Source organism: Microcoleus sp. D3_18_C2, from assembly GCF_036702395.1.
Classification (GTDB): Bacteria; Cyanobacteriota; Cyanobacteriia; order Cyanobacteriales; family Microcoleaceae; genus Microcoleus.
This window is the reverse complement of sequence record NZ_JAUBTG010000028.1, coordinates 64185-77766: the sequence shown is the minus strand read 5'-3', so window position 1 is coordinate 77766 and position 13582 is coordinate 64185. Positions and strand designations below refer to the sequence as shown.

Here is a 13582-nt window from a genome sequence, read left to right as displayed (position 1 = left end):
TTAAGAATTGTTTTATAAAAAACAAATCATGCACAAATATGATTTTCTGTCAACTTAATTTAGATGCGTTTACCCTGCCCTGGAAACGGATTAGCCATTAATTTAACTCCTGTTAATTTACCTAATTATATGATTTTAGCCGATCGATTAGAAAAACGCAGACAATATCAAACTATCATCTGCGTTAATCCGCGTGCATCTGCGATTAAAATTCCCTAAAAATCGCCGTAACTGCTAATAGCAGCCTGCAACCTTCCAATCACTTCATCAACCGAAATCGCCCCCAACTCCCCAGAAGCCCGCGTCCGAATATTCAAACTATTCGCCTCAACTTCCTTCGCACCCACAACACCCATCACCGGAATTTTATCCTTCTCAGCATTGCGAATCAACTTGCCCAAACGCTCGCTATCCTCATCAGCTTCAGCGCGAATATTTAACGCCTTCATCTTCGCCGCCACTTCCTTCGCAAACGGCAAAAACTCAGCGCTGACAGGCAACAACCGCACCTGAATCGGCGCTAACCACAGCGGAAAATCCCCCGCATACTGCTCGATCAAAATCCCGATCAAACGTTCCAAAGAACCGAAAGGAGCGCGGTGAATCATCACCGGACGCTTGCGAATGCCGTCTTCAGCAACGTATTCCAAATCAAAACGTTCGGGCAAATTGTAATCTACCTGAACAGTTCCTAATTGCCATTCTCTATCCAAGACATCTTGGAAAATGAAATCGAGTTTCGGCCCGTAAAAAGCCGCTTCCCCAATTCCCTCAAAATAATTCATTCCCAAAGTTTCCACCGCGCGGCGGATTGCACCTTGAGCCTTTTCCCAAGCTTCATCGGAACCGATGTATTTCTCTAAATTGTTCGGATCGCGGAAACTCAAACGCGCCTTAAAGTTTTTCAGTTGCAGACTCTTGAAGACTGACAGAATCAAATCCACCACATTCAAGAATTCAGCATCCAACTGTTCCGGCGTGACAAATAAGTGGGAATCATCCACCGTAAAGCCGCGCACCCGCGTTAAACCGCCCAATTCTCCCGATTGTTCGTAGCGGTAAACTGTGCCGAATTCCGCTAAGCGCATCGGCAATTCTCGATAGGAACGTAATTCACTTTTGTAAATTTGAATGTGAAAAGGGCAATTCATGGGTTTCATCACAAAACCCTGTTCGTTTGCTGCCGCTTCCTCATCCTCCGCCATCAGCGGAAACATATCTTCTTTGTATTTCTGCCAGTGTCCAGAAATTTTGAACAAATCGACTCTAGCGATGTGCGGAGTCACCACTTGCAAATAGCCGCGCTTGATTTGTTCTTGTTTCAAGTAATCTTCTAAAATACTTCTCAAAACAGTGCCTTTCGGCGTCCACAAAGGCAAACCTGGCCCCACCGGATCGGCAAAGATAAACAAGCCTAATTCTTTGCCTAATTTGCGGTGATCGCGCCTTAATGCTTCTTCTTTGCGGTGTTTGTATGCTGCTAATTGTTCGGGAGATTCCCAAGCAGTGCCGTAAATTCGCTGTAACTGAGCTTTGGTTTCGTCGCCGCGCCAGTAAGCGCCTGCTAGGCTTTCTAGCTCGATCGCCTTTGGATTCAACTCACTGGTATTATCCAAGTGAGGCCCGGCGCACAAATCCCACCATTCCTCGCCCAAATGGTAAAGAGTAATCGGTTCGATCAACCCTTCTAAAATTTCTAATTTGTAAGGTTCATTAATCTCCTTAATTCTGCGTTCCGCTTCCTCGCGGCTGACTTCTTCGCGAATTACAGGCAATTTACGGTTGATGATTTTGATCATCTCTTTTTTAATGGCTTTTAAATCCTGTTCCGTAAAAGGTTCGGGAGTGTCAAAGTCATAATAGAAACCGTTTTCAATCCAAGGGCCAATGGTCACTTGCGCCTTGGGAAATAACTTCTGCACCGCCATCGCCATAACGTGGGAGGTGGTGTGGCGAATTTTTTTTAGTGACTCCGACTCACTCGTGCGGGGCAACTCAATCTTAACGGACTCTTCTGGAGGGGACATGGATTCTGGGCTAGACATCGGCTGAATTAGCAATTAATTTAGTTGCAGTTGCTTCTATATTACTCAGATTGGGGCAGTAAGCGCCGACTTCAGGTTGGGGGACACTCCGGGAAATTACAGCAACAGCCCTGATGGTGGCAACGTTTAGTGCGTCCCGCACTGCGACTCTCAGAAACCGGATTTTTTACTATTTTGGTGGGCTGTCACCCGTCTTGCTATGAAAAAACCTGTTTTCTCAGCAACCGTGAGCTCGCGAACTAAGGATCGCGAATTAAATAACTTCCGTAGGTTGGGTTGAGGAACGAAACCCAACCTACAAAAAATGCAAGTTATTTAATTCTCATTCCTAATTTGGCAGAATTTGGGGATTTCGACTCAAAAATCGCTGCTGGCATAGTTTAATTTATTCACACCCACCTGCTAATTGTTGTTAAATTATTAAATTTTTGTTAGAAATATGTTACAATTTGTAAAGACCGTCTAAGACTATAATAGATAAATAACCCAATTTTGATCCATGCTTAATTCCAACTTGCCCGAGCCAGAATTGCTCAAAGCGTTACTGGAACCGCTGTTAGAGGATTTCAATTACTGGTTCGATCGATCGGCAAAGCTCTTAGAAACTGAGGAAATTCCCTTTCTGGGCGACGAAGATCAATCTGACTTGCTGGCGCGAGTCAAACAGGCTCAGCAAGAAGTAGGCGCAGCTAAAGCTCTATTTCAAGCAACCGGAGGTCAAGTTGGGATTGAAACAGCAGCACTGATGCCGTGGCACAGACTGCTCGCCGAATGCTGGCAAGTATCGGCACGCTTTCGCTCATGGCAGTCAGCTCCCCCTGGAAAATAAGGAAGCGAGTTCAAGTTAAATTTGCAGTCAAATCCCCAACCTTGGGAAATGTGGCGGCCCACTTGACAACCTCAAACAGATTTCCAGTTAATAAGTTATTACTTGCTGAAACACTTTTGTAAATTGCTGTGTGGCTGTTTAGCCCGGAGGAGAAGATAATGTTGCACCTGCTTTATATTTTAGCTTTTACCGTTCTTGCCTTTCTGGCGGTCGGTAACTTAATCCGCAGTCTAGTCACCGTTGGTATGGAGTCCCAGCGCCCTCAACAGTTCAGGGCAAATAATCCCTACCCATCCTATCCTCGCTCTCAACCGGTACCGCATCCAGAACTTTTAGATGAATACGGAAACATAGTCAATGAGCCGCTTTTAGTGATGCGTTCGCTGACTGTCCAAGACGCCCGCGAACAATTAGATGCTCTCTACAAATCATCTCCGGGCGGCAGCGACGAAGGGGGCGAACTAGCCTGATACAACCACAGCCGCAGCATTTATACTTAGGCGCGATGCCTCAAAAAAATATAGGACTTACACGCTAGGTGTCCGAAGCCCGGTTTATTCATAGATGGTGGGTAAAAACCGGGTTTCTTGGGATCAGTCGTCAAAATAATTGGTCGTTAGTTTTTAACTAATGGCTAATTATTTGCGCTTTTTTAAAGTTTAATTACCGATTAACAAGATCGATCGCCAAAAAGCGATAATTATGGCACTGATATCCAAGAGAGCGAGGATAGTTTGACACTCAAGTACAGGGAAACTAGGAATCGGGGCGGGCACGGCGGAGCGAATTTGGGCGAACACCGGGGTACCCCAGGAGAGCGAAACCAATTTTTTTGTACTTTACTTACCAAGTGCTGTAAATCTATCAGATACTGAAGAAGGAGCGCTCTAAACCTCCTATCGATCCTGTTTTGTCATCGGCAAAAATGCACGTTTAAGGCTAGATGATCGTCCCTATTTCGCTACTGGCAGAACTTCTGCAAGCTTTGCCCCAACTGCGGGCACAAATTTATTTCAAATCTTCCATGACAGCCTTGTCTCACGCGATGGAAGACTTAGTTTTGGCGGGTTCCGACGACGAACCGCTAGTCATTGCCAGCTTTCAGCGAGAGCGCTTCTACCGCCAGGAAGCTCACCGCTACCGGCGAATTGCCTCACGCTCCTCTCAGGTATACGTGCTGGCTGCACCGGAAACTGACTTTAAAAATTCCTCGGAGTGTCACGAAACTGTGGCGTTTGAACCGGAGGACGGATTGAGTAAAGAGTGGCATTTAGTGGTACTGGGGCAACACTACTCAACTTGCCTGATTTGTCAAGAAAAAATTGTGCCGATCGACAACCAGGACGATCGCGGGCCACTGTTGATGGATCAAGCTCGCAGATTTGAAGGAATTTGGACGTTCGATCGCGAGGTAAGCTCCAAAGCGGCCGCATTGTTGCTCGATAGAATTGTCAAATATCGCCCGGAATTGGCAGAAAAGATCGATCGAGCGCGAACGACTTACAAACTCAAAACACCGAAAAAAACGAGGAAATCCGCCACTTCCAAAGCCGCCAAACCCGAAATAAGTACGAGAAAAAACTCAAAAATTCCCAATCCAAAATTGAGCGATGCTTTTACCGAACGCTTAGTAACCTACTTGCAAGCAGGCCAGCACAAACTGCTCAAAGCATACAGCGCGATCGCCGCTCAGGAACGCAAAGAACGCCTGGTAAACTTAATTACCACGGCAATGCGGCAGTCTCTCAACCCGCAAGAAATCGTCGAAGTCGCAGTCCAAGAACTCGGCACTGCCCTCTCGGCAAGCCGATGTTTGATTTATCGGTGCAAGGCAACAGATGTGGCGGTCAAAATCGATCGCGAGTTTTTGGGGCCGGGCGCTAGTTCCATGCTGGATCAGACTTGGCTGTTGCAGGAAAATCAAATATGGAGCGACGCGGTGGCGCGGCAAGAGCGAGTTTACATCCAAGACACAGCACAACACCCACTGATTGTCAATACAAAATTCCTGGAAAAAATTGTAAAAAATTGGCAAATTGTCTCTTGGTTAATGGTGCCAGTGCTTTATCAGGGGCGGGTTTTGGGCATGGTGGAAATGCACCAGTGCCGCTCGACTTTGGCTTGGGAAGAAGACGAAATTGCTTTAGTAGAGGCGATCGCCACCCAACTTGGAGCAGCCTTAATTCAAGCAGAAACCTACGCTCATTTAGAAGAACTCAACCAACAATTAGAAGCATTAGACCGCACTCGCAGCAATCTAATTGCCATCACCGGACACGAACTCCGCACCCCACTTTCTACGATTCAAGTGTGTTTGGAAAGTTTGAACTCCGAACCAGATATGCCCCCAGAATTGCGGCAAATCATGTTAGAAACTGCCCTTGGTGATGCCGATAGAATGCGGAAACTCGTGCAGGATTTCTTAACTCTTTCTCACTTAGAAAGCGGGCGAGTCCAATGGAATGTAGAATCGCTGACGCTGCAAGAATGCGTGGATTTAGCCCTTAGCAGCGTGCGATCGGGGGGCGGACTCGATCGACAGTTACCGGAAATTATCGCCGAAGTGTCCGCAGAATTGCCTTTAGTGCAAGCTGACGGAGAGTGGTTGGTGGAGGTGCTCTCCAAACTGCTAGACAACGCTTGCAAATTCACCACACCTCAAGGAAGCGTCACCATAAGAGCGAAATGCAACGGTTCTCGGATGGTGGAAGTGCTCGTAGCCGATACGGGGAGGGGAATCGAGGCGAACAGTTTAAAAGTAGTGTTCGATCGATTTTATCAAGAAGAAGGAGCTTTGCGCCGCAGCGCCGGCGGTACCGGTTTGGGATTGGCAATTTGCAAACAGATTGTTGCCGGCTGGGGCGGTAAAATTTGGGTAGATTCCGCAGGAAAAGACCGAGGAAGTGAATTTCACTTTACTATTCCGATTGTTTAGACTAAATTGATACAGCGTATTCAAGGTTTATGAGGTATACCCCAGAAACCGGGTTTCTTTACAGTTCTCGCATGATTACTGATTCTGTTGCTCGAAACCCGGTTTCTCCGTACTAAATTTACATGGAATATACTGTAAAAAACCGGGTTGGTGGGCGTCTGAGCGCGCAAGTAGCGATCGAGTGATATCAAATCCGGCTGCGCTGGCATGATATCAAATCTGCTGCTAACAAATTTGATATGAGGGGCTATTTACGCCGGACTTGATATCAAATACTAATCTACAGTCGTCTTGAGACGACTTGAGCTATGAGGCTCTTGTTTCAACCCCTGTCGGACTTAACGACTAATATTAATGCCGATGGCATCGGAAGGATTTAACCACAGAGAACGCAGAGCTCGCAGAGAAAGAGAAGAGAGAGATGAATAATTCTGATGCAAAGGTCAAGGAGATCGGCCTCAATCCTCACCCTGTGAGATCAGCCTTAAAGGAGATGTGACCACGCGGTGTTCACCTTTAATATCGAAAGTATCAAAACAGATTCAGGATGCGCTTGCCGTCTTAAACCCGGTTTGGCGACGGAATACCTAGGGATGCTGCCCAAAATTAATACCAGTTTACAATAAGAATCAAACTGTAGGTAAGCTGCAAACCCCCATAGTAATCAGTCATGCCAAATCTAAAATATAAAATCTAAAATCTAAAATGGTATAACTCTCCTGTTCACAAGTCGCGAGATGGTAAAAGTAGCTCGAATCTGTTGAGGCACTGCCGACGCCAGTGTTGATTCGTGAAATTTTTTGAATGCAAATGTTTCGCCCGGAAAAAGTTTTTTTCCAGAAGAATACTCAAACCTAGAGGTTAGAAAAATCGATTATGTCACCTACAATCCAGATGAAATCTACTCAACCTATGGCCAAAAAGCCGCAGCTACAATTAGGTTCTCAAGGTAAAGCGGTATTGGAACTCGAACAACTGCTAACCAAGTTGCAACTTTATCGGCATCCTGCTAAAGGAATTTTTAACAAAGCAGTTGAGTTTTCTGTGAAACTGTTTCAGTTTCGGGTTTTCTTGTCGCCGGACGGCATTGTCGGGCCGCTGACTTGGCAGGCGCTTTATACTGGAGCTCCAGTTAATATGCCGATACTAAAATTCGGCAGTTATGGGGAAGCAGTCGCTACTGTTCAGGAAGTTCTCAAAACTTCCCAGCATTATGGCGGTAAAGTTGACGGCGACTTTGCTACTTTGACGGATAAAGCTGTTCGCGCATTTCAAAAAAGCTTTGGGATTGAGGCCAATGGGATTGTCAATCAAGACACTTGGACTGCTTTGAGCCAAATCCCGCGCGGCTATGACCCTAATTGGTTCTTGACTTAGGGTTGACGCGGTAAATTGTTCGATCGTGTGTGGGGATAAATTGGGAGAATATGCGATTATTCGGGTGCCCCACAAGCACCAGAATAATTGCTATTTTTTTTTGATGGTTTTTTCGTAATTCGTGCTGCCTAATTTTGTTTTATAATTTGGGTGGAAATTACCAATTATCAATTATTAATTACTAATTATCAATTATCAGAAGAGATCGATCGGCAAAAAACTGTTAACTTTCCTTACAATTTCGACAGCGGTGTCGCCTCATGATGATACGATGCCGTAAAAATCCTTTGGATATGTTTATGGCAGAAGAACTCACTGGACAACCCCCTCTTTTCGGCGGCAGCACCGGCGGCTTGCTGACCAAGGCGCTAGTTGAAGAGAAGTACGCGATCACTTGGACTAGCCCCAAGGAACAGGTGTTTGAAATGCCTACAGGCGGCGCTGCAATCATGCGTCAAGGTGACAACCTGCTGTATCTGCCCCGGAAGGAGCAGTGCATCGCTTTGGGCGGCCAGCAACTGCGGGCTAAATTCAAAATCTCGAACTACAAAATTTACCGCGTGTTTCCCGACGGTTCTACTGAGTACCTGCATCCCAAAGATGGCGTGTTCCCTGAGAAGGTGAACGAAGGTCGTCCCTACAACGGTAAGATTGACCGCAATATTGGCAGCAATCCCAATCCGATTAAGGTCAAGTTCACTGGTAAAAAAACCTACGAAGTTTAGGTTTTGAGCGAATTGCTGAGCTATTTTCGGGTAGTATGTCCTGAAAAGCTCAGCTTGCATTTTATAGTTTGTAGTAGCGCTTGGACGGCAGAAGCTTTTTCTTTATCGCCCAATCGCCACTGCAAACTTCAAATGCGATTAAAATTTAATAAAAATTAATAATTACATTAACCATGAATCTGGTAATCAGGCGAGCAACTCATCAGGATATCGATGTTTGCGCCCGCATTAATTATGAAGCTTTTAAATGTATTTCCGATCGCCATCAATTCCCTACAGATTTTCCGACGCTGGAGTTTTCAACTGAAATTATTGGTCTTCGGATCGAAAGTCCGTTGTTTTTTGGCATAGTAGCCGAGAGTGAGGGTGCGGTTGTCGGCTGCGGGTTTATGGACGAACGCAACCCGATTCGCGGTATCGGGCCCGTCAGTGTCGATCGAACTTTTCAAGGCCGCGGCGCGGGACGGGAAATCATGAAAGCTTTGCTGGAACGGGGACAGGACGCTGTGGGCATCCGTTTGGTTCAGGAATCTTTTAATCTGGCTGCGCTGTCGCTGTACGCTTCTTTGGGTTTTGAGGTGAAGGAAGCTTTCGTGTTAATGGAAGGGAAGTTTCGCAGCCAGCCGCCCCATGGGTTTGAGGTGCGCCCGATGGCTAGTGAGGATGTTGGTGAATGTGCCGCTTTGTGCAAGAAATTATACAGGTGCGATCGAATTTCGGAGATTGAAGACGCCGTGAATTTCTTTTCTCCCTTCGTTGCTTGCAAACAAGGTCGGATTGTGGCTTATACTTGTGCGGTGTCGGCTTTGAGCCACAGCGTCGCAGAAACTGAGGCGGATATGCAGGCTTTGCTCTTGGGGGCGGCCGCGTACAGTTCCGAAGCACAGGTTTCTTTCCACTTGCCGATGCGTTACGCAAGTTTGTTTCGCTGGTGTTTGCAAGAGGGGCTGCGCGCCCTCAAGCCGATGGCGGTGATGGCGGTTGGCGAGTACCAGCAGCCTCATGGCTGTTGCTTTCCGTCTTTTGTTTATTGACAAGACGGTTAGGACGCTTTTAATCGCTGAAATTATTGCCAGGATTGCATTTTCCTTCTTCTTTCTTTCTTCTTCCTTCTATCCTTTACATCCGTTACATCCGTTACATAATCCGTTGCCGAACTTCCTTCTTCCTTCTGATATATATGATATTCCCCGATTTCTCACAATTTTCGGAACTGGCGAAACAAGGCAATTTTGTACCCGTGTATCAAGAATGGGTTGCTGATTTGGATACGCCGGTGTCTGCGTGGTATCGGGTTTGTGCGGGTCAACCTTACAGTTTTCTGCTGGAGTCAGTGGAAGGTGGGGAAAAACTTGGGCGTTATAGTTTCTTAGGGTGCGATCCGTTGTGGATTTTGGAGGCTAAGGGATCTCGCACAACTCAAGTTTACCGCGACGGTTCCGAAAAAGTATTTACAGGCGATCCGTTTGCGGCTTTAACTGAATGTTTGGAGTCTTATCAACCGGTCAAATTGCCGCAGTTACCGCCGGGAATTGGCGGGTTATTTGGTTTTTGGGGTTACGAGTTAATTAAGTGGATAGAACCGCGAGTTCCCGTGCATCCAGCCAGCGAGAATGATTTGCCGGATGGGTTGTGGATGCAGGTTGATAATTTGCTGATTTTCGACCAGGTGAAGCGGAAAATTTGGGTCGTCGCCTATGCGGATTTGCGGGAGGTTGGCGTTGATTTGGCCGATGCTTATCAGCAAGCGTGCGATCGCGTTGGCAAGCTAGTTCAGAAGCTGCAATCGCCGCTTTCCCGCCAATCTACTCTCATAGAATGGACACCTCCCAATAACGGGCAAGATGCCCGTTCCACAAGAGATAAGGACGGGCAAGATGCCCGTTCCACAACCGGAAATACAGAATTGGCTTACACGAGCAATATTAGCCGTGAAAAGTATTGTGCCAATGTCTTAAAAGCTAAGGATTATATCAAAGCCGGAGATATTTTTCAAGTAGTTATTTCGCAGCGACTAGAGGCTGAATACAGTGGCGATTCTTTTGCACTTTACCGCTCTTTGCGTCTGATTAATCCTTCTCCGTACATGGCTTATTTTCATTTCAGAGATTGGCAGATTATCGGTTCGAGTCCCGAAATTATGGTGAAGGCGGAAAATACTGCTGATGGCAAAAAGATAGCAACTTTGCGACCCATTGCCGGCACTCGCCGTCGGGGTAAAACTCCTCAAGAAGATGATGCTTTGGCTGCTGAATTGCTGCAAGATCCGAAGGAAATTGCGGAACACGTCATGTTAGTTGATTTGGGCAGGAACGATTTAGGAAGAGTTTGCCGAAACGGTACTGTAAAAGTTGACGAATTAATGGAAATTGAGCGTTATTCTCACGTGATGCACATTGTGAGCAATGTGGTGGGAGAATTGGCCCAGGATAAGACAGCTTGGGATTTGTTGAAAGCTGGTTTTCCTGCGGGTACGGTTAGCGGTGCTCCTAAGATTCGGGCGATGGAGATTGTGCACGAGTTGGAAGGTTGTCGCCGGGGGCCGTATTCTGGGGTTTACGGGTATTATGATTTTGAGGGACAATTGAATAGTGCGATCGCGATTCGGACTATGGTTGTTCGTTCTTTAGGTGGTGACAAACATTCGGTTTCTGTGCAAGCAGGTGCTGGTTTGGTGGCTGATTCTAACCCGGATATGGAGTACGAAGAAACGCTCAATAAAGCCAGGGGAATGTTGGAAGCAATTCGCTGTTTGAAATAGTGAGGCGGAGCCTCTGGATCTGTGTTACCAGGCAGAGCCTGGTAACAAGAAAACAGCAGTAATTATTGCATTATTGTCCAATTTACCTAAGCCCCTAATATTCGAGTGACCGAAACTGCAACATCAGGAAAAGCCAGCGGATTAATATTACCCTGAGTCAGAGTTTCTCTCGATTGATATCCTTCATTGGTAGGCTCTCGAAATACTATTAATTCCCTAGTTCGCAAATTGACAACCCAATACTCAGAAATGCCGGCTTCCGCGTAAATCTTGCTCTTGATTCCCAAGTCTTTGCTAAGAGTATGATCCGAGTATTCTATCAGCCAAAAGATGTTTTCTGGATAGGGATGATGTTCTCGGTAATCTTGTCCCAAACGTTGAATTACAGCGATATCGGGTTGTGGCTCGGAGTTGCTTGGGGGCAAGATAATCGGTTTACCTTGGCGGATTTTAGCCCGATCGCCCAGCAAATAAATTAGGTACTCTCCAGCCTCATCGCTAGAGTAAGCATGAGATTCTCCTTCGGGAGCCATTTCGATTATTTCTCCACCTATTAATTCAACGTTTCGCCCTTCCAGAATGCCGGCTGCAATGATGCGGTGGTAGTCTGCAACCGTCCATTTTACAGTCGTGACGCTCACGGCGATTACTCCTATGTTTTTATTGTTATTTTAACGGCTGTCTTGCGATCGATGTAACATATCAGTTATAGACTTTTACCAAAGGCATAATTATGAATTTTTATATAGTTGACGTGTTTGCGGAGTCAAAATATGCTGGCAATCAACTAGCTGTATTTTGCGGTGCGGGAGTTGCCGAACTATCTGAGGCCCAAATGCTACAGATAGCGAGGGAAATCAATTATTCAGAAACTACGTTTATTCGATCGCCCGATCCGCGAGATGGCGGCTATGACGTGCGGATATTCACGCCCAAGAAGGAATTGCCCTTTGCCGGTCATCCGACTTTGGGGACTGCGTTTGTGTTGCAGCAAGAGATTATTCGCGAAAAGGTCGATCGAGTAATTCTCAATCTAGCCGTCGGTCAAATTCCCGTTACTTTTAATTATCAAAATGAATCGGCAGAGATTTTGTGGATGCGACAAAACCCGCCTAGTTTTGGTCAAGTTTTATCAGCCGAAAGTCTGGCAAATGTCCTGAATTTAGAACCAGATGAAATTGATTCCAACTTCCCAATTCAAGAAGTTTCGACCGGAGTGCCGTTTATAATTGTCCCATTAAAAACTCTCGCTTCGCTCAAAAAAGCTCAGGTCAACTTAGATAAATATTTTGAGCTAGTTGATACAATGTCAGCGAAAGAAATTTTGATATTTTGCCCAGAAACTTACAGCGACATTAATGATTTAAGCGTGCGAGTTTTTGCCCATTCATTAGGGATTCCTGAAGATCCGGCGACTGGCAGCGCTAACGGCTGTTTGGCTGGATATTTGGTAGAATACGCTTATTATGGGTCAGCAAAGATTGATGTCAGAGTTGAGCAGGGTTATGAAATCGATCGACCTTCTTTGCTGTTGTTACAAGCCGCCCAAAATGAAGGGGAAATAGCAGTTTTGGTGGGCGGTAAGGTGGTGATGGTTGCTAAGGGAGAATTTGTGTAGAATTTTTAACAGAGAATTATTAACCGCAGATGCACGCAGCTAGATTTAGATGCTTGTTTGGCGATCGAGATGTTACAATTTTGCTAATAGCGATCGCAGCACTTTGTCTGCTTCCTGCAGTCGCAGCGCGGGAAAACCAGCCATCTGCGGCCTGAAGCCATTCTGTCTGAGTTTAAACAAAGCGCTTTTTTCGGAAAACTTGCAATTGAGTGCGATCGATCTCAACGACTACTGGCCGCCGTTTGTTGAGGACGATCGCATTGTGTCTGTTTAGCAACAGCAACTGAGCCAATATTGCCACAATCGCGCGCCTTTTGAGAAACTTGCCTTCAAAACGCGCCATTCGGACGATCGCCTCTTCGATTTTATAACAACAGTTGTTACCCTTTTGGGAAATCACAAAAATCGTTCCCGGTATGTAATCACCTTCATTTGCCCAGAAAGCATACCTTTCGCCTAAAGTAAAGTAGTGAAAAACATTGTTAGCCGTGGAAGTTTTAGCTAACTTTTCCGAAACGCCCAAAGAATTAAAAACTACAGTGGATCTAATATAATCCGGGTATTTTGCTGCTATTTGCTGAGCAACTTTGCCGCCCAAACTTTCTCCGATGACATCAGGCGGATTCCCGCTGTGAAATTGCTGCTTGATCCAATCAATAGCACCCGCAGTTTGCGCCGATTTTAACTGGCGTTCTAGTTTTGCCATAAATACATCGGGCGTATCTTCCAAAACGCGATCGAAAGGATACCAAGAACCGTAGCCGCGAATCACTAAAACAGGTGGGTTATTGCCAGAAATGGGAACGCGACTTTCAGCATAAAAACCCGTCCGAGAGTCTTCAAACACTTTTTCTATGATATAATTTCCATCAATAACTTGCCCTTCCCCGTGCCGAATGTAAATTGAAGGATTATTGGGTTTAAAAGTATCGTGCAGTTGGGGTTTAGCAAACTTTTCATACAGGGAATCTAGCAAATGCCTTCCCGTTTGGCGATCGACAAAATCTGATTTTGTTATTTTCATCCCAAATCTCATTTCTAACTGATTGTGGGGGGAAAACCCGGTATTTTTGCAAAATACCTTTACCCAGATTTGGTAGGGGCGGGTTCACCAACCATATCTAACGATGACCGACAATCTAGATAAACCCGCCCCCCACCACCGATAACCTACGTCAACCCGAAATTTGCATCGCATCGAAAAATGTACATGATGATTTATGGTTCGGTTCGGGCGGGTTTTCGAGATTGTTTGTTTCAGGCAATTATTGTTTGTAAAACTCGCCCCTACA

14 protein-coding genes are annotated in these 13582 nt (G+C 45.9%); 10 read left to right on the top strand and 4 right to left on the bottom strand.

Going from position 1 to position 13582, the window contains the following annotated elements; translation table 11 throughout:
- Positions 1-63 precede the first annotated feature (63 nt).
- A complete protein-coding gene (locus QUA88_RS17625; RefSeq protein WP_333272908.1) occupies positions 64-219 on the top strand; it encodes a hypothetical protein in 156 nt (51 codons plus the stop codon).
- On the opposite strand, the gene thrS is transcribed toward QUA88_RS17625, so the two are convergent.
- Together thrS and QUA88_RS17615 are read right to left on the bottom strand one after the other, a co-directional pair.
- A complete protein-coding gene (gene thrS / locus QUA88_RS17620) occupies positions 216-2045 on the bottom strand; it encodes a threonine--tRNA ligase (RefSeq protein WP_333208221.1) in 1830 nt (609 codons plus the stop codon). The two genes, QUA88_RS17625 and thrS, sit on opposite strands and share 4 nt — an antisense overlap.
- On the bottom strand, positions 2038-2187 hold the full coding sequence (locus tag QUA88_RS17615) for a hypothetical protein (protein ID WP_333054703.1): 150 nt from the start codon (positions 2185-2187) through the stop codon (positions 2038-2040). Before QUA88_RS17615 ends, thrS begins: the two co-directional genes overlap by 8 nt.
- Before the next feature lie 357 nt (positions 2188-2544).
- On the opposite strand from QUA88_RS17615, the gene QUA88_RS17610 reads away from it, so the two are divergent.
- From QUA88_RS17610 to trpE, 7 genes are all read left to right on the top strand, one after another.
- On the top strand, positions 2545-2874 hold the full coding sequence (locus tag QUA88_RS17610; protein WP_333054702.1) for a DUF2605 domain-containing protein: 330 nt from the start codon (positions 2545-2547) through the stop codon (positions 2872-2874).
- 158 nt (positions 2875-3032) lie between these two features.
- A complete protein-coding gene (locus QUA88_RS17605) occupies positions 3033-3344 on the top strand; it encodes a DUF2973 domain-containing protein (protein WP_333054700.1) in 312 nt (103 codons plus the stop codon).
- A 473-nt stretch (positions 3345-3817) separates the two neighbouring features.
- Positions 3818-5809, top strand: coding sequence for a DICT sensory domain-containing protein (locus QUA88_RS17600; RefSeq protein ID WP_333208220.1), 1992 nt, complete (start codon positions 3818-3820; stop codon positions 5807-5809).
- A gap of 876 nt (positions 5810-6685) precedes the next feature.
- Positions 6686-7186 (top strand): peptidoglycan-binding protein, encoded by a 501-nt coding sequence (locus tag QUA88_RS17595; RefSeq protein ID WP_333054698.1) that lies wholly within the window; start codon positions 6686-6688, stop codon positions 7184-7186.
- Positions 7187-7485: 299 nt separating this feature from the next.
- Positions 7486-7911: a photosystem I reaction center subunit II PsaD gene (locus QUA88_RS17590; RefSeq protein ID WP_333054697.1), complete on the top strand. Its 426-nt coding sequence runs from the start codon at positions 7486-7488 to the stop codon at positions 7909-7911.
- A gap of 173 nt (positions 7912-8084) precedes the next feature.
- Positions 8085-8945, top strand: a complete 861-nt coding sequence (locus tag QUA88_RS17585) for a GNAT family N-acetyltransferase (RefSeq protein ID WP_333054696.1) — start codon at positions 8085-8087, stop codon at positions 8943-8945.
- A gap of 146 nt (positions 8946-9091) precedes the next feature.
- Entirely contained in the window at positions 9092-10672 is a 1581-nt protein-coding gene (gene trpE / locus QUA88_RS17580) for an anthranilate synthase component I (RefSeq protein ID WP_333054695.1), read from the top strand.
- A gap of 86 nt (positions 10673-10758) precedes the next feature.
- Here the strand turns inward: trpE and QUA88_RS17575 are convergent, their stop codons facing one another.
- Positions 10759-11313, bottom strand: coding sequence for a Uma2 family endonuclease (locus QUA88_RS17575; RefSeq protein WP_333208218.1), 555 nt, complete (start codon positions 11311-11313; stop codon positions 10759-10761).
- Between the two features lie 92 nt (positions 11314-11405).
- Here QUA88_RS17575 and QUA88_RS17570 point away from each other — a divergent pair, with 92 nt between their 5' ends.
- Together QUA88_RS17570 and QUA88_RS17565 are read left to right on the top strand one after the other, a co-directional pair.
- Complete coding sequence (locus QUA88_RS17570) at positions 11406-12290, top strand: PhzF family phenazine biosynthesis protein (RefSeq protein ID WP_333056683.1); 885 nt, start codon at positions 11406-11408, stop codon at positions 12288-12290.
- A gap of 29 nt (positions 12291-12319) precedes the next feature.
- Complete coding sequence (locus QUA88_RS17565; RefSeq protein ID WP_333056682.1) at positions 12320-12445, top strand: hypothetical protein; 126 nt, start codon at positions 12320-12322, stop codon at positions 12443-12445.
- A gap of 17 nt (positions 12446-12462) precedes the next feature.
- Here the strand turns inward: QUA88_RS17565 and QUA88_RS17560 are convergent, their stop codons facing one another.
- Positions 12463-13314 (bottom strand): alpha/beta hydrolase, encoded by an 852-nt coding sequence (locus QUA88_RS17560; RefSeq protein ID WP_333056680.1) that lies wholly within the window; start codon positions 13312-13314, stop codon positions 12463-12465.
- Positions 13315-13582: the final 268 nt, after the last annotated feature.